Source organism: Flagellimonas lutimaris, from assembly GCF_051494225.1.
In the GTDB taxonomy this organism is placed as follows: domain Bacteria; phylum Bacteroidota; class Bacteroidia; order Flavobacteriales; family Flavobacteriaceae; genus Flagellimonas; species Flagellimonas lutimaris_A.
In genome coordinates this window covers 150,070-175,298 of the sequence record NZ_JBNPYE010000005.1, presented here as the reverse complement: position 1 = coordinate 175,298, position 25,229 = coordinate 150,070, and the positions used below count along the sequence as shown (strand labels likewise).

Sequence of the window (25,229 nt, the reverse complement as noted above, 5' to 3'; positions counted from 1 at the left end):
TTAATAATTCTTCTTTAAGAAATTGCAAGCTGATTGATAGCCGGCGGTGCAGGATTTATCAAACCAATTCTTGGCAATGGTTTTGTTGACGGTTACTCCCTTGCCGTAATAATAACATAGCCCTGTATTGTACATTGCCAAACGGTTTTGGTTGTTCGCCGCCTCTTTATAATAGTTGAAGGCCGTGTATGGATTTTTGGGAGATCCATATCCGAGCTCGTACATGACCCCTAGATAATTTTGTGCATTGGAGTTGTTCTGTTTTGCCGCCTTTAAAAACCATGTTTTTGCCAAACTGTAATACTTGTCATTATAATCTATCAATCCCACCATATATTGGGCATCGGCATCCCCTTGGTCTGCTGCTTTTTTGTACCAAGTACGGGCCACTATCTTTTTTTGTCCGGGAATTTTGCCATTGTAGATCAAGCCGCCCAATGCCTTTTGGGCTTTCAAATACCCTTGGTTTGCCGATAGTTTGTACCATCTTTCGGCTTCCACATAATTTACGGTGCCCTCTATGCCGTTTTCAGCCATCACTCCCAGCATGTACTGTCCCAAATAATAGTTTTGGTCCGCTGCCTTGATGAAATATTCCTTGGCGGTCTTACGGTTTTTTGGTTTCCCCTTTCCATCATAGTATAGCCTGCCCAAAGCATATAGGGCAGGAACATTATTTTGAACCGCGGCAAGTTCGTACCATCGTATGGCTTCCTCAAGATCAACCTTGCCATCATCTCCATATTCCAAAATATCACCCATTTTATATTGGGACTGTGCATATCCCTTTTCAGCTGCGACCAAAAACCATTTTTTTGCTTCGGAGATATCTTTTGGGGTACCGAGACCTTGGTAATAAATCAATCCAAGATTATAGGCGCCAAAGGCATTTCCTTTGTCAGCTGCCATCTGGAACCATTTTCTCGCTTCAGTAAACTTCTTTTCTTCATAAAAGATGATGCCGAGTTCATTTTGTGCGTTCAAATAGCCACGTTCCGCTGCTTTTGTATACCATTGTACGGCCCTCAACCTATCCTTCGCGGCCAAGATTCCCTTATAATAGAAATTGCCCAACGAATATTGTGATACTAGGTCATTGTTTTCAGCGGCACTGGTATATAATTCGAGGGCCTTGACGGTGTCCTTGGGAACAAAGTGGCCGTAACGGTACATCTCGGCCAGGCCACGGTAACAGGAATACCTATTGAGATCTTTGCCCTTCTCGTACATTTTAAAGGCATCCTCGTATTTTTTCTCTAGCTTGTATAGGATGGCCAGGTTCTCTATGGCCGCCGGATGGTTCTGTTCCGCAGCCATTTTGAACATTTTTTTTGCTTTGATAGGGTCTTTTCCCACGGCATACCCGTTCAATTCCATTAATCCATAAATATTCTGTGCTTCTGGATTTCCTTTCTCACTTTGGTTTTTGACCCGATCCAATACCTTTTTGAAATACACGAGGGCTTTTACCGTGTCCCTATCCACTCCGAAACCATTCTGATAGGCCCAGGCATATTGAAAGTCCGCCATTTCATATCCAGAATCCAAGGACTTGCCTGTATATTGCAAGGCAATGTCGTAGTTGACTTCGGTACCAAATCCATAATTGTTCATGGTGGCCAAAAAGTAATTCGCCTCACCAGAACCATATTCAGCGGCATCCTGGTAAAGACCATAGGCTTTTTTATGGTTACCATGTGTATAGGCATCCCAGGCTTCTGATAATATGGATTTAACCTTGGAAGCCTTGTAAAAGGCATATCCCGCATATCCTGCACCCAAGATTAAGATAGTGGCCAATAAAATAGGCCAGACTTTTTTCTTCTTTTTGGGCTTGGATTGCGGTGGGGAAAATTGTGTTTCGCTACCTCCCAAGAACACAGTGCCACTTTCATTGCTTTCCCCATTGATGTCCCGGATGAAATCGGATACGGAAGCATACCTATCCGAAGCATTTTTCTGCAAACAAGTCTTTATGCAATTCTTAAATCTTTCGGGCACCTCGGAATAATCGGGCTCTTCCCCAACGATACCGTCCCGAATGAGTTCATAGTCCTTCTTGTCATGTCCAAAAGGCAACTTTCCGGTCAATATTTTGTAGAACATGATGCCAAGGGCCCAGATATCGGTACGCTCACTGATATCCCCATTCAGTCCGAATTTCTTTTTAAAGAATTGCTCCGGAGCCATGTAGTGAGGTGTTCCCACCCCCTCGGTCATGGACTGTTGAATGGTCTTGTCGGATAGAATGTCCTGACTGATCCCAAAATCGGTCACCTTGGGCACTTTGTTTCCTTTGCGGTCCTTGGAAAATAGTACGTTCCCAGGTTTTAAATCCCTGTGGACAATGCCCTGTTTGTGCAGATAATCCACCGCTTGGGCCACCTCCACGATAATGTTCTTTCCTTCTTCCAAAGAGAGCTTTCGGTGTATCGCATGGCCCAAGGTTCCTTCCCCGGCATACTCCATGATCAACACAGGATAATTCACGTTTCTGCCCATGGCATCCGTGTGGGTAATGTATTCCAGACCATAATAGGTGATAAGGTGGGTATGTGACAGCCCATCTATTTTGGAAAACTCCTGTTCCAAGCTGTATTTTTTCTGTCCGGTACTTCCCGAGGTACCCCTGGAAACAGCTTCTTTGTAGATTTTGAGGGCCACATATCTTCCTTCGGCATTGAGGTCCTTGGCCCTGAACACTTCGGCGAACCCGCCCTCAGCTATAAGGTCTTTTTCTGGATCCCACTGGTAATGTGATAGTTTCATGATGGTCGGCGTAGTTGAATTTGGTTGCTGATTGATGTTGATTTTAATTAACTTGCCTGTTGTATGTGGGTCACCATTTTGCAGGCATCGGCATTTCCCTGATCGCAGGCCTTTTTGTACCAAGCCTCGGCCTTACCAAGGTCTTTGGTCACTTCACTGCCATTGTAATAGAGGTTTCCCAGTGTTACATTGGCATCCATATATCCCAATTTGGAGGCTTTTCTCAGTAATTCCATGGCCTTGTCCACATTTTTCTTGGTACCCTGGGCCGAGAGATGCATGACCCCAAGGTTGAATACGGCCGGACCATATTCTTTTTTGGCCGATTTTTCAAAATAGCGCATGGCCTTTGGGTAATTTACCGGAGTGTTTTTACCAAAGTAATATTTACATCCTTGGGCAAAAAGAGCTTCTTTATTCTTTGGGAAGAACCAAATTATGGCCAGAACGGCAAGCAGTATCCATAGGGCATATCCCCATAGCCATTCGGTGAATTCTATTTTATAGGGCGGAAGAGGGGTTGGTAAAGCTCCGCTGGCCTGGAATTTTTTTATCTGCTCTTCATCCAGGTCATAATAGGTGTCGATACTTCCTTTTACCCCCAAAACATAACCATCATCCGTCATGTAGGCTCCCATAAAAATGTACAGGGATGTTGTTTTGTGGGCCAGGTAAAGGTCTTCGCCATTGGCACCTTTAATATCGACGTCAGTAATTTTATGGATTCGTTCGCTTTTTCCAAAAAGTCCTCCGATACGTCTTGCGGATGCAAGGTTGGGAACCAAGGAAAGCAAGGCGATCAGTAGTAGTAATTTTTTCATTTTGTGATGAGGTGTTAAGGTTGAAATTAGTGTTATATCTTCTTGTACCTGAACCTATTCGGCAGTCAGCATTAAAAATAGGTATATGAAACTTTTTATACCAACATTTTTAGACCTTGGTGTCAAATATGTTTTGGATTTATGAAATAGCCATATCGTGACTGGGTTATTTACGGATTATTCAGCCTCGGTTGGCAGTCTAACCGCAATGTTGTTTTCTCCCATGGAGGTTACCTGAAAAGGGTCCCTTACATTTTGGGATAACTCTTGCCAAATGGTACCCGCATTTTGTTTGGATTCAATTTGGATGGTAAGAATGCCATTCGAAAATGTTTTGGAGGTTTTTTTCGTTCCATTTTTCTTGGAGAGTTCATGGTACAGGTTTTCTACATTTTTGTCCCCATAGGTAACAGTGGCTATGGAAATCAATATTGTGTTCTTGCTTTTTTCCTTCTTGGAGCCGAACAAAATGCTCCCCACCTTTTCAACGGTTTCCTTGGCACCTTCAATGGTGCTGTCAATGCCCTCCACCGTTTGGTCAATGTCTTTGTTGGTTTTCTGGACAATTTGGTCCACTTGATCTACTCGTTCCGCAGTCTTAGCGGTCGTTCCCCGGCTCCCTCTTTTTGTGGCATCTGGATTTTGGGCATTTACAAAACCACAGAACAAACCAATTAGAAGAATTGTGTGTACTTTTTTGGATGTCATTTTTAATCGTTTTGGTTATACTTTCTATGGGTATATAACCGCAGATTGGCGAGGTCATCTTTTTTGGTGATTTTTTCTAAAAAATTATTTCGTAAACACCTTTCGGAAAGGATGGCCGGTCCATGAACATACGGGTTTCATTATTTTTGGTAAAATCGATTTGTTCTAGTGAGGTGGTTTCAGTAGCGTCAATGTTTAGGGGATAGAGCTCATTTTTATGAATAAGGTAATAAGAGTTCCCTTCGCTTTTTGAAACAACCATGACCGTAATGGAATCAATATCCATATTGGCATCAATGACCAACTGTTTTTTTTCATTCTGTTCCAAAAAGAAATAATTTTTATCCATGGATGAGTTCTCCGTAAGTGAAACGGTAAAACCGGAATAGGGCTGCGAATTTGCAATGAGGGGCATGACTTTCACTTGCACGCTCTCATCTTGAATTCCCCCAAAAGTGTATCCTTCTTGGACTTCTTCCAATGGATTTATGGTCGATGAAATGGCCAGATTGAACAATTTATCCCCATATTTTAAGTAATAGTTGTCTTTTTGATCTTTACCCATTTGTAATTGAAGGCCTGAAATCCCTGAATCCTCATATAAGACCAGTTCTTGGCCATTAAAAGTGTAGGTGAGCGATGAGGGCTGTCTAACCAGACGTATGGATTCCGATGGAAGTGATTTTCCGTTGGAGAAAGCAAATTGTGTTTCGTCTTGCGGGCTGCCACCCAATTCATCTTCGGGCAGTTCTTCTTTCTCTGTAACTTGGGTGTCGTTCTTTTTCAAAATGAGACTATCCACTGGCTGCGTTCGAACGGAGTCCACATCAACCACGTTGGGGGTGTCATTGCCAATAGGGTCGTTACCAGTTGATCTGAAGACGTAGAACAGGGTTCCCAACACAATACAGGCTGCCACGGCCCCGCTGTAGATGATCAGTCTACGGTATAGCCCTTTGGGCTTTTGCTCTCCAGACGCCTTATATTCGGCATACAAAAGGTCTAGCTTGGCCCTTAGTTTTCGGTCCTCCTTTGATTCAATGCCCTTGTAGATCTTTTTATATACCTCAAGCTCCTTTGCAAATTCTTTGTTTTCAGCTAACAGCTGTTCCACCTCACTTTTTTCATCATCATTAAGATGGCCGGTCAGGTGTTTGTCAATCAAATCAATATATCTCAATTCTTCCCTCATGGCTATTTTAAACGGATTATGACATCATAGGAGACTTCACCCCTTAGCTTTTGAAGACACCGTAATTTCTGTTGGCTGGCGGAACGGGCACTGGAGTAATTGAATCTTTCGGCTATATCCTCCATGCGCATCCCCAAAAATATGGTGGCCTCCAAAACAGATTTGCAGGGGTCCCCGACCTTTGCTAGAGCTTTTTCAAGGTATTCCCGGAGGTTTGGGCCCTTTCGGGTGATTTCCGGATCTATGGATTCATGGCCTTCTTGTGAAATACCAATCTCACTTTGTCTATTTTCATATTTTTTTCTACGGTTGAGTTGGTTGAGCCACTGTCGTTTCGAGATTTCAAACAGATAGGTGCTTATTTTGCTTCGGAGTTCATAGTTTCCGGCCATCACATTTTTATAGAATACGATAATGGCTTCCTGAAAAACATCCAAAGCATCATCTTCATTGCCGTTGTTCTGTCCTACCCAACTTTTTACCATGCCCATATGCTGGTACAGTTGCTGCAGACAATTCTCGTTCCCTTTCTTTAATTGGTCTATCAGTTCTTGGTCGGTCATCAAGGTTTTTCTGAAATGGCTATAATCCTATTTCCACACGGTCCTTTATGGGCACGTTGAATTCATACTCCTGAATTTTTATTTGGGCCTCGCCTAAAATAGTGAAATTCGCTTTTTGGTCGGTCAGCCAAGAGAACTTCATCTGTTTTAAAATATCAAAATTGCTCAAGGTAACATCAATGGGAATGGTAGTGGATTTTAGTGCTTCTTGGTAAAATGGTTCATCCATGGTCCACTCTGCCACTTTCCCTTTATTTTCATCCAAATAGAATTCAAGTTTCATGGTATTGATGGTATAGGCAATGGGCAATCTGTTCAGGGTCTCAACACCTAATTTTAACCGTGTTTTGCTCAGTGAGGGCAATTCATTGCTGGAAATGGACCGAATTTTAAAATTATTGCCGTAATCCAAATTTTTGCTGATTTCCTCCAAAATGGCCTTTTTGGTGTTCAGATGTATCTTGTCATCCAGTGCAATGGTGAAGGAATTCAGCAGAAAGCTCACCTTTCCATTGCCCTTGAGGGCAAATTCGGTGGAATCTGATGCCAATAATTCAGGATAAAAGGCATTAAGATTTTTGAGTGCTATCTCGCAGGTTACCGGTATTCGTATGGTATCATTGGCGGCGAGACTCATTTGTTCGTTTAAAAACCCTTTTCCTACCAAAGAATCCTTATAAAAAATCTCCATACTGGATTGCCTCAGTTTTGTTTTTACATTGTTGGGGTTGTATACCACGTAATCCAATCCCACCACCAATGCATCTTCCGTGAGTCCTTTAATGGTAACATGGTCTATGGCAACAAATTCTGGTTTTTTGCTACATGAGGTAAACAAAAGAAGTACTCCAAATACTAGTGTTATTTTTTTCATAGTGGTAGTTTTAAATACTGTCCTTCTTTTTAAGTGAAACATAGATCAAGACATAAAACATAACATTGAGTGCTGCGATGACCACCACGTTCATATCAAAACTGTTGAAGACATCACCGATCAACGTTCCATCATCCACCAACTTTTCATTGTACAGGTCGAGGAGTTGCACTGCTGAGGTTGAGGTGGTCTGTGTACCGACTTCTGGTGCAGGTAATGGCACAGAGGTCAAAACGGCTTGAACGGTGTCTGGATTGAATTCAGAAGCGGGGGAAGCATTGTCCTGCAAACGGGCAAAGCCCTCGGTGCCCCATCGGCCCAAAGTGAAAAAGCTCAAGATTTCCACCAAGGTATTGTTGATTTTTGTCATTACCCCGGCCAACATGATCTGTGGCATCAGTGCAATGGGCACTACGGTCATTACTTTCTCTGTGGTATTGAAGGCTGATGAAAGCCACAATCCAATCAGGGAGGCAGAAACCGAAATATAGAACATGAACAGCATGCTCTGGCCAAAAGGACGTAGGTACACTTCCTCAAAACCTTCATAGGTGTTTAATTTGAAATTGAGGTAGATGATGCTCACAAACAATACGGTCTGCACCAGGGCAATCAAGGAAAGTACCAGCCATTTGGAAAGGATGTAGGTATTGATGTTCAGGTTGAACATTCGCTCCCTTTTGTATACCGTAAGCTCACCAACAATCTCTTTTGCGGCATTGCTCACCCCAAACCAAACGGCAGAAATGGCCATCAAGAACATGACCCCAATCTGAAATTTGTTGAATACCAAGCAGACCAATGCCGCAATGATCACGGGTTGTGCCAATAACAGGGCCAAATTTCCCTTGTCATTGAGTTTGATGTTGAAATATCTTGAAACCAACCAATACAATTGTAGCCAGTACGAGTCGGGTTTTTCTTTTTTTACGTCTGGGTTGTTAACGGCCTTATATCCAACTTTGCCGGGTTTTTGGTAATAGGAGGTTACCGTGCCGATATCACTCATTTTACTGTAGACCTCTACAATGTTCTGGGCTTCAAAATGGGAAGTCAATAGGCTGGCCGGGCCTTGAAATACCTTGTGCCCCTGAACACCCAAAAATATGGCTTGGTCCACATAGTTGAGGTCTTCCGGTTTGTGGGTCACCATTACAATCGTGGTTCCAGAGTGGGCCAATTTTTTAAGGCTCTTCAGAAAACTTTCAATGGTCTCGGGATCTAGGGGAGAAGTGGGTTCGTCCAAAAACAGAATGGTGGGCTCGGTCAAAAGTTCCACCGCAATGGACACACGTTTGCGCTGTCCACCAGAAAGATTGCCCACTTTTATGATCCTGATGTCCTTTTCCTTGTCTTGGTCCAAATTGAGGTCCTTGATGACCTTATCAATCCTTTGGTTGATCTCTGATACGGCAGTATCATCCGGCAAACGTAGCTTTGCCGCGTAGAACAAAGTCTTGTATACCGTCAATTCTTTGTGGATGATATCGTCTTGGGGGACATAACCTATTTTCTTTTTGATGAGGCTGAAATTATCGGCCAATGACAATCCATGGATGAATACTTCCCCCGCCGTGGCCGGATTCTCCCCGTTCAAACATTTCAACAAGGTGGATTTTCCACACCCTGACGGTCCCATCAATGCCACAAAAGTGGAATGGGGAATGTTCAGGGACATGGCCTGCAATCCAATCTTGTTGTTGGGATATTTTTTTTGAATTGCCAATGCTCTTATGGCACTGCTTTCTTTCCTTAGGTCCTTGGCCCCGTCTTTAAGGGTAATGGTGTAAAATGATATGGTGACCGTATCACTGTCCTTGAACTTGGCCTTGGATTTCAACTCCTTTCCATTGAGATAGGTCTTATTGGTGGAGCCGAGGTCCTCGATCCAAAATTCACCCTGCGAATAGGAAATTATTGCATGTTCCCGGGTCACCGTGGGATCATCCAAAACAATGTCATTATTCTCGAGTCTACCAATTTTATAAGCTCCTTTGGATACAATTTTCTGTTTGAAGCCTTTGAACTCCTTTTGGGGTTCCGAGGATTTTGGAGCCTTTTCTTTTTGACCTTCAGCGGCTACTTTTAGTTTTTGTGATGCTATGGTAAAAACATCATCAGGTAACATCTTGACCCATGTATTTGGGGTGATCGGCTGTTGCCCAACCATGGTCCCATTGGAGCTTTCAAGGTCCATGATGTAGATTCCGTCCATCCTTGCTTCAATTTGGGCATGTTTTCTGGAAGCAAGTCGGCTGTCTATCTCAACATGGGCACCATGGCCTTTTCTCCCAATGGTGATAATTTCATTTTTAGACAGGGGAATGGACTGTCCGTTCCAGATGAGGTGCATTTCCGGTATCATTTTATTGGTCGATATAGGATTGGATGCATTTTTTGCGATGTTCCGCAAAAGGATGCGTAGAAGTCAATTTTGTAAGGAGATCTTGCTTTTGGTAGCGTTCCAATTTTTTGAAGAAATCCGCAAATCGGTTCACATCATATCCGGCGGCCTTGGCCAATTCAAACCCGACCTTGTCGGCTTCATATTCATCAATTTGATCAAATGGAGGGGAAAGGGTACTATTGATCTTATTGGCGATATCGGTGAAACCTTCCATACGGGTCATTCCCTCAAGGTCTGTGGAGAGCGTAAGTTTGGTTACTTTCCTTTGGGTGTGGAGTTTGTCCTCATGGGCCACTTCATGTCCTATGATGAACGCCAATTCATCGTACGAATCAATGAAGTTTAGCAGCCCAGTGGTAATGTATAGGTAACCGCCCAAGGTGGCAAAAGCATTTATTTCCTCGGATTTAAGGATGTTTATTCGGTAGGATATATCCTTTCGGGACACATTTTTAACGATACGTTGAAGTATTTCTTCAACTTTTGGTTTGGCAAAATGGTTGTTGTCCAATTGGCCAAGGGTAACATACCTGTTGTACATATCCCTTCCAATATTTTTTTTGGAATCACTGGAGATGTTCAGTGCAAAGTCCAACCAATTGTTCTCCACCTGTTTGTAAAAAAAAGCGGGTCCATCAAAGGCATGGCCACAATCCTGGAGCACCGTGGCATGTTCTATTTTTGTCGTGTAATCAGAAAGGGCCTCTTCCAATTTTTCAACGGAGATTTCCTGGGCCAAAGAAATCTGTAAAAAGCAGCAGCAGAAAATGGCCGATAGTGTGTGTCTCATGATGTTTTTAGTGTATATAACCAAAAATAACAAATGTCATCTTTTTTTTGTCAAGCATTTTAACTTTGTGCTTTCAAACGTGGTATTGTACTTCAGCCCAGCCAAGTTCTTGTCCTGGAAAAACCTTCCTCCATTGGAAAAGCTCTTAATTTAGGTACGGGAGCAAAGTACTGTAAAAGCTAATTTCGGTGTACTTATTGAGTAGGTCCATCCATGCCACTAAATAGTTATGAGATTCACAAAAAAATACAGTATTCAGAAATAACACTGCACTTTAGGATCAAGGGGGGATTAAATTAACACATGTTTCAAAGTATGTGCCACAAGGCCAAACTTCCTAAATCCAGAAGTTCGGAAAGGATTCTTTCCAGAAACCCACCATTTATGACAACTCCCCAATTAATATTCCATATGTAGAAACCATGAAATCCATTTAAATAGATATCACTATTTGGGAAGGCCTATTGATAAATACTTGTGTGTGCATAGGTCAACACAGGAATATCCGTATTCTCAATAATTCTTTCGGCACTTAAATGCGTATCCGTAATGTGGATTTTGTCACTGGATTTGTTGATCTTGATGGCTATTAAGTCAACCTTGGTTGTCATCAGTTTGTCAAGTACTCCAAGTTCAACGGTTTCATCATTCACAATATCCAATGCGGTATTCTTTAAATCATGGGTCTTACAAAAAACCTTCATTTTATTATGGGTATCTTTTGTGGAAAGCCAATTTTCTCGTGTATTGATATATAGTAAGTCTAACCTGGCGTTATTTAACTTTTGTAATAAAATTATATTTTCCATTGCCTTAGCCGGAACTCCGGTGAAATCAGTGACCAGGAGAATATTTTTAATCGATTTCAAGGGCAATTCGTTTTTTAGGCAAAAAATTGAGCCATTAGCATATCTCAATAAATCCCTGGTCGTAGAACCAATTTTATCTGGAATCATTCGCTTTTTAAACCCCATGATGGTATAGCGAATGTCCCTTTCGAAAGTTGCCTTGAGAATATTTGCTGATGCAGATCCTTCATTTATTTCAATATCGACATCGACCAAACGGTCATTCAACCCTTTAACGATGCTCTTCAACGATATCATTGCCTCCTGTGACAAGTCTTTGCGAAATGCCTTGATCTTGCCGGGGTCACCATATGAGAAATCTGGAAGATTGAGACAATGGAGTATTTTCAATTTATAATTCAATTGGTTTGCCATCTCACTCCCCAATCCCAGTGAATGTAATGCTTCTTCCGAAAAGTCAAAAGGAACTAAAATTTTCATAACCTATTACCTTATCAAACCAAAATTAAGTGTTATTGCCAGAAATAAACAAATAATGCCAAGAATAATCAAAGGAACCTACGTTAAGGTTAGGTTACTGAATGGTTGATTAAAATCTCCTTCCTTGTCCTGATTATGAAATCAACGGTCCTCATTGATTTATAATATTTAGCCATCTACAGTTTAAGACTTATGGATAATGTTTTTTATCAAGTAATTTAGTAGGTTGCAGATAAACTTCACTTCCACTTTTTCAAATTGTCTTATAACAAGTTTCAATATGCCCAATACCATCAACAACCAGGTTCGCTACATTAACGAAAAAAATCTACTCGACTATATTGGAAAAGGTAGGTCCTATCGGTCTACAAAAACATCCATTGTAATCGTTAGGAAAGGCCGCATTAAATTTATGAAATCGTTTGAAACAGTAACTCTTGCGGGGGGAAACATTTATTTTTTGTTTCCAAATGGTTTTTTTGAATTAAAAGAGACCAGTACAGACCTTGAAATTACCATTGTATCCATTGATATTGAACTTTTTTCGCAGCTTTCTTTTGAATTCAACAGACTTGAGGTATACCAATTTTTAATTTCCAATTATTCCAATAAGTTTATTATTTCCGAATCCGTAGTTACCGAATTAGACAAACTGACCGAAATATTACGACTCAATCTCCATAAAACGGAAAGTAAGTTCAGTTCCACCATCCTTTTAAATTTATTGAATGTTCTCGTTTATACTGTGTTTGAAGCTATCAATGCCCTCCAGAACTTTACAGGTTCGGGAATAATGGACCGAAAACAGGAATTGGTATTTGAATTCTTAAAACTGCTCTCCAACAATTATAAAAGGGAACGTAAGGTTTCATTTTACGCCCATAAGCTATCTGTAAGTTCGAGGTACCTGTCATCCACTATTAAAAGTGTTACCAAAAAAACGGCCAATCAAGTGATACACCAATACATTATTTCAGAAGCCAAGGTTTTGCTGACCTCATCAAATAAGAAAATTACTGAAATTGCTTCCGAGCTGAATTTTAACGATCAGTACTACTTTAGCAACTTTTTTAAAAAGCACACGGGATTGAATCCGTCCGGATTTAAAGAAAAAAACAAAAAAGAGTACAATTACACATCAATTTAGTTCTATTTACTATTTTTTTACCTTTATATAGGTTTTATTTTTGCAGAATATTATAAATTTATTATTATGCATAGCATAAAATACATCCTAAATCTCCTCTTCATTGCAACATATAGTGCGGGATTCACCCAAGAGGTGGTTCCAAAAATGTATACCGTTGATGAAATCGTCCAATTAGCTTTGGATAACAACCAAAAACTAAAGGTTTCGAAAAAATCAGTGGATATTGCACAACAGCAAACCAAAATTTATAGGCAGCTTCAATTACCTGATGTGTCTTTTGGCTCTACTGCCATGTACCTCGGTGATATTGCAATACTGGATAAGGATTTTTCCAAGCAAACCACAGTGGACATGCCACACTTTGGCAATACATTTTCCTTTCAGGCACAACAACTCATCTTTAAAGGAAACACTGTAAAAAACACCATAAAAATAGGCGCCTTACAGGAACAATTGGCCCTTTTGAATGCGGACAACGATGCACTTGACATAAAATTTTTAGTGATTTCAAACTATTTGGACCTATACAAGTTGTACAACCAAAAACAGGTGTTTGAAGAAAACATTAAATTGGCACAAAAACGGATTGACAATGTGACCAGTTTATACGATCAAGGTATGGTAACCCGCAATGAGATAGTACGTGGGGATTTACTTTTGGCCACCTTGAACCAGGCAGTTGTCACCATAGACAACAATATATCCATTTTAAACAACCAATTGACCTTTGCATTGGGACTGACACAGGACACCATCATCATTCCAGATGAGCAAACTTTAAAAACGGATTTTGCCATACAAGCCTTCGATAGCTATAAAGAAGAAGCATTGGCCAATCATCCATTGGTTAGATCTATACAATTACAAAGTGAAATGGCCGAAACAAGTTTGGCTATTACAAAATCTGAAAAATTACCTGTTTTGGCAGGGATAGCAGGGTATAACATGCAACGCCCGTTAACCAATTCCTTCCCAATAAACGATGTATACTTCAACAATTGGCAAGTGGGCATTTCGCTGACCTATAACATAGAATCCCTTTATAAAAATAACAAAAGGTCCGGATTGGAAAAACTTAAAATGGAACAGGTGTCAGAGGTAAAAACCTTAACGGAACAAAATTTGCATGTTGCGGTCAAAGCAGCTTATTTAAAATACAATGAAGCCATCTCGCAAAGGACCACTTATATGGAAAGTAAACACTTGGCCGAAGAAAATTATAAGATCATTGAAAAAAAGTACTTGAACCAGCTGGCCCTGATAACCGATATGCTGGATGCCAGTAATTCAAAATTGGAAGCCGAACTCCAATTTGTCAATTCAGAAATAAACATCATTTACGCCTACTACAACATTCTAAAGACAGTGGGAAATCTATAACCATTACAAATAGAGCATAAAATGTCCGATAGCAAAAAACAATCCAAACAAAAGGTTGGCAAAAACAAAAAAATAGTCTTTTTCACCAATCTCCTTATATTCACAGTCGCTCTGGTAGCACTATTTTTTGTTGTTAAATACTATTTCCACATTGGGGACAAAAATTTCACCAATGATGCACAAGTAGAGGCCTACATCAACCCAATCAACACACGGGTTTCTGCCTATATCAAAGAAATACGTTTTGAGGAAAACCAAAGAGTCAAAAAAGGGGATACCTTGGTCATATTGGATGATAGCGAAATAAAAGCCAAGCTGGCTCAGGCGGAAGCAGCTTATTTGAATGCATTGGCCGGTGAAAAAACCACCAAGTCATCGGTCAACACCATTGCGAACAACACATCGGTCATCGATGCCAATATTTCTGGGGCAGAGTCCAACCTTTGGAATGCCGAACAAAACCTTAAACGTTTTGAGGCCTTATTAAAGGACGAAGCCGTTACCCAACAACAATATGATGGGGTAAAAACACAATATGATGCGGCCAAAGCGCAATATGAATCTTTGTTGGGGCAACGCAAATCCATAGATTATTCACTCCTTGAAATGGATGGGAGAATAGAAATGAGCCAGGCAGGAATCAAGCAGGCAGAGGCAGCCCTTGAACTGGCAAAACTAAACTTGTCCTATACCATTATAACAGCTCCTTATGATGGGTATATGGGGCGTAGAATCATAAATGAGGGACAATTGCTGAATCCGAGCCAGCAAGTGGCAAGCATCGTTACAGATGACAAAAAATGGGTAATAGCCAATTTTAGGGAAACACAGATGGAAAATATCACTCTGGGCAGAAAAATGAATATTGAAGTGGATGCCTTGGGAGGTAAAAAATACCATGGCGTCGTCACTTCGATTTCCGCGGCAACAGGCTCTAAACTATCTTCCATTCCAGTGGATAATTCCACAGGCAACTTCGTAAAGGTTCAGCAACGCATCCCTGTTCGTATTGACTTTACAAAAGGTAATACGGAAGAAGATTTGGACTTGCTCAGAGTAGGTATGAACGTAGAGATTACCATAAAGTAGTATGTACAACAAAGGACTTTTTAAAGATTGGGTGCCCAAACCCGTTATGTTACTGCTCATTGTTCTTTACCTTTTCCCACTATTGGTGGTAAGCGGGATCTATACTGCAAACTTCAACGAAATGATGAATGATTTGGGGATCTATTCCGAGTATCTATCTTGGGCAAATTATGCATCGTTTATTGGAATGGGTGCCGCTTTACCCCTTTTATTGCGTTTCAAGATGCGTTTTAGAAGCAAGGAGCTCATGATAACCAGTTTATTGATGATTTCCCTGTTTTCCATGGTCATAGCAACCGTATCTAATCCTTATGTCATAATATTTTCAAATTTTGTGATCGGATACTTTAAAATCATAGCTCTTATTGAGCTTATCCTTCCCTTATTATTCATTCTAAGTCCAGATGGAAACAGGACCAAGTTTTATTCCGTTTTTTATCCTTTAAGTATCTCAACGGCCCAATTGAGTTCCTATTTATTTTCAACGATTGCATATAATTTGGAATGGCAAACAGTTTATGTCATCATGACAATCGTTTTATTGGTGTTGGTATTATTGTCCGTTGTTTTCATGCATGATTTACGATTTTCCAGAAAGCTCCCTCTATATTATATTCATTGGCCGAGCATTTTATTGTATGCGGTTTCGTTTTTTCTCCTAAGCTATGTGCTTGTTTTTTCCAAACAACAAGGTTGGTATACCTCACCCAGTATTCAGTACGCAACCATGGGCTTTGTTCTCTTTTTTGCCCTTTTCCTGTTCAAACAAAAAAAATTGAAACGACCTTTTGTTCCCCTAAGTATTTTTAGAAGTAAAAATTTTATCCAAGGATTTACCTTGCTAATGGGCTTAGGTATGTTTTTGGCATCGGCATCAATTCAAAACACATTCACGGTTGGTATTTTAGGTTATAATTCAACCACTAACAATTTATTGAACTATGCCATGGTCCCAGGAATCATATTAGGTGGTTTCTATGCATTTTACTGGTACAAAAAAAAATATCCGACAAAATTTTTAATCTTTTCGGGCATACTGTTCTATACACTGCACTTTGTGTTAATGTACTTTTTAATAAGCCCCCAGATAGAAATATCATACTTAGTGCTACCACAAATAATGAGGGGATTGGGTATGACCATACTGTTCATCAGTATATGGTACTATGCCTTGGATGGTTTCAATATGGATGAGACCTTAGCGGCCGTTGCGTTGACCATTGTTGTCCGTTCCGTTGTAAGTGTTGCTTTTGCCGGTGCCCTATATTCCTGGGCCTATTATAAATTACAACTACAGGGATTTGATAATTTAGCACATCATTTGGATGCCATAACATTGTCTCCGAGAGGTGGCGGTTTGGCAGTATATGGCAGGGCAAAACTACAGGCTATCCTGACCGCATCAAAAACATTGTATGGATATTCCATTATCGCGGGCATGATCCTTATGATCTATACCTTGGCACTGCGATTTGAAAACACACATTATCGCAGATTGATCTTGGTTCGAAAACTTGTAAAAGGAGAATCCATTAAAGGGTATAATGCGAGCGGGAGAAAGAACACGATCGAATCCATTTCCACAGGAGCCGGACCTATAACGGTATAAAGAATGTATAATATAATGTGATTTGAAATTCAAACAATTTTCTGTCCATAAAGTCAAACCAATGTGGTTTTATCAAGGAAATCACATGCTGTATGTGATGGATTCGGACAAAAAGATAGTAAATAAAAAAGCCTATCACCGTTAAAGAAGTATCAGAATGGATAAAATGGATTGATTTACGTTAATGTTGATTTCGATTGTTTGGAAATTGGTAACTTAGGAATCAGGACGTGCAAATCAATGGGTTTAGAAGAAATTTGAATGGCAAATGGATAAAATAACGAGATTGTAAAAAGTAGATCAATCCGTAAGGCATCCCTATTGTTATTTGCTTAAAACAGCAGTACTATGCAGAGCCTATCCAAAAACTATTCCATGTGGATATCAAATATTACGACCTAAATGGTTTTGAGCACTTTAGTTTCCCATTCAAGGGCAGTAAGACAAATAAAAGGTCAAAATCAATTTGAAGTATCGATGACATTTAGTTGCTTGTTCAACTTTTCGTTTTTTCAGCCTTTGGTAAAATAGGCCAAATGGAGAAGATCGATACTTAAGAAAGTGGTAATGAATCATTGAAATCTTTATTGTCCTAAATGCAACATGACACCAACTTATCGTATCAGGGAATTAATTGAATTTTGGGCCATAGAATATAGTGCTCAGGATGATTTTGTCTTTATAACCGAAGTGGATATAAATGAACAAACATTTCATTTCATACCAAATTACTACGCCTTTGGATTGGTCAAAGAGGGACTTTTAGAACTGGAAATCGATAATGTGTTCTATCAGGTTAAGCAAAATTCCCTATTCATCCATCGTCCCAACCAACTTATTGGAAGTGTGAAAATTTCAGAAGGCATTAAAATGTTCATTGTTTGTTTTAAAAAGGACTTTTTTGACAGCCTTAACGAAAATATTTTTACCGTAAAAAACCATTCTTTTTTAAGTGATGGCATTGCATCCTATATTCTACTTGAAAAAGAGGACAGGGATTCCTTGCTGCAGATTTATGGACATATTTTCCATCTGTACAAAAGTTTGCCAAAGAACAACGAAAAATACATAGCCAGAAGCCTTACTTCCGCACTGATCTATGAAACGGACAATATCCTTGCCAATTATATTGATTATTCCACTGCGGTTAGAAGCGAATCAGAAAAACTAACGCAAAATTTCAAGAATTTGGTTTATGAAAATTGTTTAAAGCACAGAAAAGTGTCCTTTTATGCCTCCAAACTGAATGTAAGTCCCGGTTATCTGTATTCCATTTTTAAGCGTACGACCAATAAATCCCCTTCCAGATTTATTCAATTACAATTGCTCAGTGAAGCCAAAAAGGAATTGAACACATCAGGGTCATCAATAACAGATATTGCTTCCCACCTCAACTTTAGTGATCCCTATTCTTTTAGCAAGTTCTTTAAAAAACATGTTGGATGTTCCCCTACGGAATATAGAATGAGATGTAATCAAAATAAATGATTTAGACATCCAAATACATGATTTGAACATTTCCTAACGCCCTTTAGGTCCTTACTTTTACATTAATCAATTTATTGTGTGTTTTTTGACAAATATGTAAAATCATAGGTTTTACAATGTCTATTTCACAGTTATAAAGAATTAACCCCCCTAAAGTATCAATAGATAATGAAAGCACAAGTATTACCATCAGTGGATATTGTTTCGGTCTTTAATCAGCAAAAAGCATATCAATATACACAAAGGATCACTACCGCCCGGGAGCGGATAGACCAATTGAGAAAATTGCAAAAGGGTTTAGGGACAATCCAATACGAATTGATCGAAGCAATGAGCAAGGATTTGGAACGGCCAGTTTTTGAAACAGTGGTTTTTGAACATTTGGGGCTAATCAAGATTATAGATGAGACTTGCGAAAATCTTGAGAAATGGATGGAACCGGAAATCAAACCTTCTTCCATTAAATCCGATGCGAACATTGAAATCAGGTATGAGTCCCGGGGGGTCGTTTTGATTATTGGCCCTTGGAACTTTCCATTTCTCTTGGTACTTGAGCCTTTGGTCGCTGCCATTGCCGCCGGTAATACCGTAATTGCCAAACCATCTGAAATGACCCCCAATGTGAGTAAAGTTGTTAAGAACCTTATCTCATCTGTTTTTGAACCCAAATTTGTCGCCGTTATAGAGGGTGGAATTCCAGAAACCACGGAATTATTGGCACTCCCCTTCGATCATATTTTCTTTACCGGTAGCCCAACAATCGGAAAGATCGTAATGGCTGCTGCAGCCAAAAACCTGACTTCGGTAACACTCGAACTGGGTGGTAAAAACCCTTTTATTGTGGATGCGGAGGCGAACTTGGAAAAAGCCGCTCAAACCCTTATCCACAAGACCACCATCAATGCAGGGCAACTTTGCCTGTCACCTGATTATGGTTTGATTCACCATAGCCAAGTGACCCAATTTGTGGCATTGGCCAGGAAAGCCATCAAAAAAATGTATTATAGCGAAGGAAAGTATGCGGAGCAAGATTCCTCAAAGATTATTAACCAAAAGAATTACAATCGTTTAAAATCCTTATTTGGTGATGCCGTTGAAAAAGGTGCCACCATTGTTGCAGGTGGAATTTTTGATGACCAAAAACTTCGAATAGAACCAACCCTTCTCACCAAGGTGGCGCCGAACAGCAAAATTTTGGAGGAAGAAATTTTCGGGCCGATATTCCCCATCCTGACCTATGATACCATTTGGGAAGCCATTGAATATGTAAACAGTAAACCAAAACCACTTGCGCTGTACCTGTTTAGCGATATCGAAGAAAATACGGAAAATGTAATAAAGATGACTTCCTCTGGAGGCGTCTGCATTAACGAGGCATTTGTTCATGCACTGGACTACCGCCTTCCTTTTGGTGGCGTAAACAATAGTGGTGTGGGTTCATATCATGGTAAATTTGGATTTATGGAATTGAGTCATGCAAAGAGTATTTTTTACGATCAGAGTAAAGAAGCCGACACCATGATGGCCCCACCATTCGAAGGAAAATTGGAACAACTGACCAATGCCCAATAAAACGAATAATTATCTAAACAATAGAATGTACAAATTAAAGCAAAATGGAAATAAAGGCAGCCGTCCTTTCAGGACTTAAAGAAGAATTTAAGGTGCGAGAGGTTCAACTAGACAATGAACTTCAGTCCAATGAAGTATTGGTTAAGATTGCTGGCTCTGGCATTTGTCATACAGATTTGGCCGTTCGAGATGGTTTTTTACCGTTTCCCACACCATCCATATTAGGACATGAAGGCTCAGGCATTGTAGAAAAGATAGGAAGTGCGGTATCGAAGGTCCAGATAGGTGATCATGTGGTGATGGCGCCTGCTTCCTGTGGCAGTTGCGAACCCTGTAGGTCCGGTCATCCATCTTATTGTGTCAATTTCTTACCGTTGAATTTTGGCCCTGGGAGAGTTGATGGATCCTGTCCTTATCATGACCATACCGGCCAAAATGTGAATGGAATGTTTTTTGGACAATCCTCCTTTGCAACATATTCCTTGGTAGCGGAAAGCGGTGTGGTAAAAGTGACCAAAGATGTTCCTATCGAATTATTGGGCCCATTAGGCTGTGGAATACAGACAGGGGCTGGAAGTGTATTGAACATTTTAAAACCTAATCCCGGAGAGAGCATAATCATCTTTGGTGTTGGTTCAGTTGGGTTATCGGGAATCATGGCTGCAAAAGCAGCAGGATGCACTACCATCATTGCAGTCGATCTATACGAAAGCAGGTTGGAAATGGCCATGGAGCTAGGTGCCACACACATCATTAACGCAAAGAACGAGAAGGCGGCCGATGTGGTTTTGAAAAGAATCATGCCCGGGGGCGTTCACTATGCCTTTGATACTACGGGAATCAACAGTGTTATCGTCGATGCCCTTTCCTCCTTACGATCCTTGGGCAAATTAGCCCTCGTAATTGTAGCTGGTGATAAACTTGATATAGACAATATGGTCCTAATGGGCAAATCCATTCATTACTCCATAGAAGGCGATAGTGTACCGGATGTGTTTATTCCCAAACTCATCAATATGTATCAAGCAGGTATATTCCCCTTCGATAAATTAGTGAAATATTATGACCTTGATGAAATCAATCAAGCCATTCATGATGCTGAGAAAGGGACCACCATTAAAGCAATATTGAAGATGTAACTTATTTCACCGTATAAAAATAGAAGAGTTTTCGACAGGGGCATGGGTTCAAAACAAGACTGGCTCAATGATCATGGATGTTCAAAAGAAATGAACAATGGATAAGGAAAAGCATTAAAAATGAATAGTATTTGACATTACCGACCTTTGGTGACAGGCAACTGGAGCGCACTGTTCGGTTTAAGGCTATAATCAAAATATTCAATCACCCATAACTATAGGTCCATCCTACCCCAAGAAAGGGTTCGGAAATATCTTTCATATAGAACGAGGTTGGGCCAACCCCTCCATTGGATACATAAGCAGGGGACCTTTCCATTCCTACAGTTTTCAAACAGATTCCCTGTCCCTGGACGCAATGAGCAAACTTCCATCCTACAATTAATGGATAAACTCACCGTTATAATTTTGGGGATATTAACAATTATCCATTAAAAATACGAATCAATTATATAAACATCATTTTACCATGGTCTAAAACCTAAATCAAGGCAAAGTCAATAAATCAACAACGAATTGTCCGAAGCTTTTCAGGTGATATTAAGAGTCTGTTTTTACCGTTGGATTCAAACAATCTAGATTACCCAATATAGGAATAAACTCAAATCGGCTTTTAAGACCTATTTGGATAAACCATAGGATACGGTCTATCCATTGGAATAACTCTATTTAAGGCCTCATCCATGCATACTTAAAAATCAAAGAATGCAACAAAAAAGCAGGACCAGCCAACAGGGAACAGAAATCAACAAACTGTGGCGAGCCATAATTATCCATCGGTTACATACAGCGTCTTTGGGCGATAATAATTAAATTGTAAACCGATTCAAAAATTCACATGATATGTCCGCCCGCTTTATTATAATCTTTTTCTTTTTAAGTGTCTTTGGCCATCAACCCGCCGACCATAAAACCCTTTATTTTGACATCTATTTTAAAGACGATTCTGTCGGTACCCTTAGAGCAACCCTAGACCCTAAGGGTTCAAAGGTCCAATATACCAGTATTACTTCGGTAAGCATCAAAATAATCAAACAGTTAAAAGTTGATTATGAGTATCTGGTTACCTTCGAAGATGGCTATCTTTCTGAGTCCAATGTGGATGTTCTGATAAACGAAAAAACACATACAGAAGCCTTTACAAAGTGGACGGGAAATCAGTATAAATTTGTTAAGGACCGAAAAAATGAAGCAATTATGGAAGAAAAGGTCCCATATTCCACCATTTTACTTTTCTTCAGTGAACCCAATAATGTGGAACAATGTTATTCTGAAATGGATGGCAGCATCAACACCATCGTTCCTTTGGGTGATCACCGGTATAAGAAAATCAACTCAAAGGGCAAGGAGAATATTTATCAATACCACAATGGGACATTGACGGAAGCCACCATCGATGGGATTGTTGATTTCAAGATCGTTAAAAGGAACTGAACCAACAATTCCATGGCGGGATGCAAAGAAACAAACTATACCGACATGTATGGTCCTCCTTTAATTTCAAGCCATGTAAAACAAATACAATCCTTAGACTTGAGAAGCCAGGCAACTTCCTAATAACCAATTTTCACAATACCATTCATCACTTATGATATGACCCCAGGAACGCTCGCCTCCCAGGGTCTCTATATTTTCGTGACCTTTACCTGTTTCAAGCGATCCTTCTGTCTTAAATCCATGGAATAATTTGTTGAAAATGTGTGCAAATCATACAATTAGTGCCATAAAATTATATCCTTCTATTTCTCTGTAGATTTTTTATTTCTTTTGAGGTCAAAAAGATGTAGTTAAATGTTTGTGCAGAAAAGGTAGGTGATGGCATACCCTATCCTATTTCAGGATAAATTTAAATCTATTAAATTGTATGCAGTTAAATTGTACACAATTTAGATTACTATATTTGTACGCAGATAGCAAAGTAAAATGACTAAAAAACCTTCATTAAACGAGCAGTTGTGCTTTAAACTATATGTATTATCGCGAAAGATTACTTTTTGTTACCAACCCGATTTTGAAAAGCTGGGAATTACCTATCTACAATATTTAATATTCCTGCTCTTTTGGGAAGCACAGGTCTGGAGTGTTAAAGAGCTGGGACAAAGACTGTCTCTTGACAGTGGCACGCTAACCCCTTTGCTGAAAAGGATGGAAGAGAAAGGCTGGGTCACCAGAGAAAGAGACACAAAAGATCAAAGAAGCGTAAAAATAGAACTTACGCCCGAAGGCGAAAAGATTCAACAACAGTCCGCGATTGTCCCGGAAAATTTAAAGAAGACCATACAAATACCCGACGAAAAAGTAGATGAGATCAAAGCACAATTGGATTATCTATTGACAGAGTTAAATTAAAATAAACCATATATCAAAAATCAGTTAAAATGCTATAAGAAATCTATAATACCGAGTTTGATATTACCATAGAAGTTGCTCTTGCTGGTCTCGATATGGAAATTGCAGAAGAGGTGATAAATCAAGCCCACCGGATGTATCCGTATTCCAACGCTACACAAGGAAAGTGGACCTGATGGTAAAAGAACTGGTAGAAAAATACATTATCTATTTTATAATCCTAAATAGAGAGCGGTAAAAAAATCTGATTATTTAAATTGAAGAAATGAAAAATCACGGTTTCAACACCCTTCAAGTTTCAGATGGTACCGAGGAAGATGCATATTTTGCCATCCCTGAAGAGGGCGAAAATTTTCCTGGTATCATCCTGTTACAAGAAGCTTTTGGCGTAAACCACCACATAAGAAGCGTGGCCGAACGCCTTTGTGTGGAAGGCTATGCAGTAATTGCACCTGATCTTTATCACAGGACGGCTCCCCGACTGGAAGTGCCGTACAGTGATTTTTCAGAGGCAATTGCCCATTACCAGTCTATCACCAAAGAAGGCCTTAAGCAGGATCTACAAGCGGTGTATGAATGCTTTCAGCAGATGAAAAACATCCGTAAAGACAAGATTGGCAGTATCGGTTTTTGTATGGGAGGCCGTGCATCTTTTCTGGCCAACGCCAGTTTACCGCTGGAAGCAGCGGTTTCCTATTATGGTGGCAGTATGCATCAATGGGCAGATGAGGCCCCCAATTTACACGGCGACCATTTGTTTTTTTGGGGCGGTATGGATGAGCATATTGCCACTGAACATATAGAAACCACCATTTCGGCGGTCAAAAATGCCGGAAAACCATATACCAATGTATTGTTTTCATATGCTGATCACGGTTTTCATTGTGATGAAAGGGAAAGCTATCATCCATTGGCAGCAAAAGAAGCCTGGGCCATGACCCTTGCCTTTTTCGATTCCAGATTATAATAATAAATATTAAAGAATAGCAGTTATGATTGCAACAAAAGGTTATGCAGCACCCACAGCCACTGAAACACTGAGTGCATTTGATTTTGAAAGACGAGAAGTGGGTCCCCACGATGTGCGTTTTGAAATCCTGTACTGTGGGGTGTGCCACAGCGACATTCATCAGGCCCGAAATGAATGGGGAAATACCATTTATCCTGTGGTACCCGGTCACGAAATCGTAGGCCGTGTGACCGAAGTGGGGGCACACGTTTCCAAATTTTCAATGGGAGATCTTGTAGCCGTAGGATGCCTGGTAGGTTCCTGCCGGGAATGTGACAATTGCAAAAAAGGATTGGAACAATACTGCCGTGTTGAGTCAGTATATACCTATAATTCAGAAGATAAAATTTCGGGGGGTGTGACCTATGGAGGGTATTCCAATCAGATTGTGGTGGATGAAAATTATGTTTTAAAAGTATCTGACAAGCTGCCTTTGGCCGGGGTGGCACCTTTACTATGTGCAGGTATCACGACCTATTCGCCTTTAAGACACTGGAAGGTGGGCAAAAGGCATCGGGTAGCGGTTGTAGGTCTGGGCGGTCTGGGCCATATGGCGGTAAAATTCGCAGCTTCATTTGGTGCTGAGGTCACGATGTTAAGCAGGTCTGCAGAAAAAGAAGAAGACGCCAAAAAATTAGGAGCCAGCCATTTTGTACTCACCAAAGATCCTGAACAAGTAAAAAAGATCAACAAAAGTTTTGATTTTATCGTGAATACTGTTTCTGCGCCACACGATTACAATATGTACCTCAACATGCTGGATACCGATGGCCTGATGATCTGCGTGGGTGCTCCACCCACTCCTATGCAAATAATGGGTTTTGGGTTATTGGGAGAACGCAGAAGTATTGCGGGCTCTGGTATTGGCGGAATTCCCGAAACGCAGGAAATGCTGGATTACTGTGCCGAACACAATATTACTTCTGAGGTGGAAATTATCCCGATGGATTATATCAACGATGCCTACGAACGCATGCTGAAAAGTGATGTGAAATACCGCTTCGTCATAGATATGGCAACCTTGTAACTCG

At 40.3% G+C, this 25,229-nt stretch carries 20 protein-coding genes; 11 read left to right on the top strand and 9 right to left on the bottom strand.

Translation table 11 applies throughout. The annotated features are described in order from the left end of the window. The 9 genes from ACQQ5U_RS11830 to ACQQ5U_RS11790 form a co-directional block, all read right to left on the bottom strand. Nucleotides 1–2,769 carry a protein kinase domain-containing protein gene (locus ACQQ5U_RS11830; protein ID WP_437397750.1) on the bottom strand — a complete coding sequence of 923 codons (2,769 nt, stop codon included), beginning with the start codon at nt 2,767–2,769 and terminating at the stop codon, nt 1–3. Between the two features lie 47 nt (nt 2,770–2,816). Continuing rightward, nucleotides 2,817–3,590, bottom strand: a complete 774-nt coding sequence (locus ACQQ5U_RS11825) for a tetratricopeptide repeat protein (protein ID WP_437397749.1) — start codon at nt 3,588–3,590, stop codon at nt 2,817–2,819. Between the two features lie 177 nt (nt 3,591–3,767). Further along, nucleotides 3,768–4,298 carry a hypothetical protein gene (locus ACQQ5U_RS11820; RefSeq protein WP_437397747.1) on the bottom strand — a complete coding sequence of 177 codons (531 nt, stop codon included), beginning with the start codon at nt 4,296–4,298 and terminating at the stop codon, nt 3,768–3,770. A gap of 76 nt (nt 4,299–4,374) precedes the next feature. Beyond that, a complete protein-coding gene (locus tag ACQQ5U_RS11815) occupies nt 4,375–5,490 on the bottom strand; it encodes a hypothetical protein (RefSeq protein ID WP_437397746.1) in 1,116 nt (371 codons plus the stop codon). 2 nt (nt 5,491–5,492) lie between these two features. Next, nucleotides 5,493–6,053, bottom strand: a complete 561-nt coding sequence (locus tag ACQQ5U_RS11810; protein WP_421810694.1) for an RNA polymerase sigma factor — start codon at nt 6,051–6,053, stop codon at nt 5,493–5,495. A gap of 19 nt (nt 6,054–6,072) precedes the next feature. Continuing rightward, entirely contained in the window at nt 6,073–6,927 is an 855-nt protein-coding gene (locus tag ACQQ5U_RS11805) for an LEA type 2 family protein (protein WP_437397744.1), read from the bottom strand. Nucleotides 6,928–6,937: 10 nt separating this feature from the next. Further along, a complete protein-coding gene (locus tag ACQQ5U_RS11800) occupies nt 6,938–9,280 on the bottom strand; it encodes an FHA domain-containing protein (RefSeq protein WP_437397742.1) in 2,343 nt (780 codons plus the stop codon). Between the two features lie 13 nt (nt 9,281–9,293). Continuing rightward, entirely contained in the window at nt 9,294–10,124 is an 831-nt protein-coding gene (locus tag ACQQ5U_RS11795; RefSeq protein ID WP_437397740.1) for a M48 family metallopeptidase, read from the bottom strand. A gap of 461 nt (nt 10,125–10,585) precedes the next feature. After that, complete coding sequence (locus tag ACQQ5U_RS11790; RefSeq protein ID WP_437397738.1) at nt 10,586–11,413, bottom strand: universal stress protein; 828 nt, start codon at nt 11,411–11,413, stop codon at nt 10,586–10,588. 280 nt (nt 11,414–11,693) lie between these two features. Between ACQQ5U_RS11790 and ACQQ5U_RS11785 the strand changes: the two genes are divergently transcribed. From ACQQ5U_RS11785 to ACQQ5U_RS11735, 11 genes are all read left to right on the top strand, one after another. Then, nucleotides 11,694–12,560 carry a helix-turn-helix domain-containing protein gene (locus tag ACQQ5U_RS11785; RefSeq protein ID WP_437397737.1) on the top strand — a complete coding sequence of 289 codons (867 nt, stop codon included), beginning with the start codon at nt 11,694–11,696 and terminating at the stop codon, nt 12,558–12,560. A gap of 66 nt (nt 12,561–12,626) precedes the next feature. Beyond that, entirely contained in the window at nt 12,627–13,943 is a 1,317-nt protein-coding gene (locus tag ACQQ5U_RS11780; protein ID WP_437397735.1) for a TolC family protein, read from the top strand. Nucleotides 13,944–13,964: 21 nt separating this feature from the next. Further along, on the top strand, nt 13,965–15,032 hold the full coding sequence (locus tag ACQQ5U_RS11775; protein WP_437397733.1) for an HlyD family secretion protein: 1,068 nt from the start codon (nt 13,965–13,967) through the stop codon (nt 15,030–15,032). Between the two features lies 1 nt (nt 15,033). Next, on the top strand, nt 15,034–16,641 hold the full coding sequence (locus tag ACQQ5U_RS11770; protein WP_437397732.1) for an MFS transporter: 1,608 nt from the start codon (nt 15,034–15,036) through the stop codon (nt 16,639–16,641). Between the two features lie 603 nt (nt 16,642–17,244). Beyond that, complete coding sequence (locus ACQQ5U_RS11765; protein ID WP_437397730.1) at nt 17,245–18,129, top strand: helix-turn-helix domain-containing protein; 885 nt, start codon at nt 17,245–17,247, stop codon at nt 18,127–18,129. A gap of 168 nt (nt 18,130–18,297) precedes the next feature. Further along, on the top strand, nt 18,298–19,701 hold the full coding sequence (locus ACQQ5U_RS11760) for an aldehyde dehydrogenase family protein (RefSeq protein ID WP_437397728.1): 1,404 nt from the start codon (nt 18,298–18,300) through the stop codon (nt 19,699–19,701). A gap of 44 nt (nt 19,702–19,745) precedes the next feature. Next, nucleotides 19,746–20,840, top strand: coding sequence for an NAD(P)-dependent alcohol dehydrogenase (locus ACQQ5U_RS11755; RefSeq protein WP_437397726.1), 1,095 nt, complete (start codon nt 19,746–19,748; stop codon nt 20,838–20,840). 843 nt (nt 20,841–21,683) lie between these two features. After that, the gene (locus tag ACQQ5U_RS11750) at nt 21,684–22,274 is read left to right on the top strand and encodes a DUF6134 family protein (protein WP_437397725.1); all 591 of its coding nucleotides are present in this window, start codon (nt 21,684–21,686) and stop codon (nt 22,272–22,274) included. Nucleotides 22,275–22,763: 489 nt separating this feature from the next. Then, nucleotides 22,764–23,189 carry a MarR family winged helix-turn-helix transcriptional regulator gene (locus ACQQ5U_RS11745; protein ID WP_437397723.1) on the top strand — a complete coding sequence of 142 codons (426 nt, stop codon included), beginning with the start codon at nt 22,764–22,766 and terminating at the stop codon, nt 23,187–23,189. 265 nt (nt 23,190–23,454) lie between these two features. After that, complete coding sequence (locus ACQQ5U_RS11740) at nt 23,455–24,156, top strand: dienelactone hydrolase family protein (RefSeq protein ID WP_437397721.1); 702 nt, start codon at nt 23,455–23,457, stop codon at nt 24,154–24,156. A 25-nt stretch (nt 24,157–24,181) separates the two neighbouring features. Further along, nucleotides 24,182–25,225, top strand: coding sequence for an NAD(P)-dependent alcohol dehydrogenase (locus ACQQ5U_RS11735; protein WP_437397720.1), 1,044 nt, complete (start codon nt 24,182–24,184; stop codon nt 25,223–25,225). Nucleotides 25,226–25,229 lie beyond the last annotated feature (4 nt).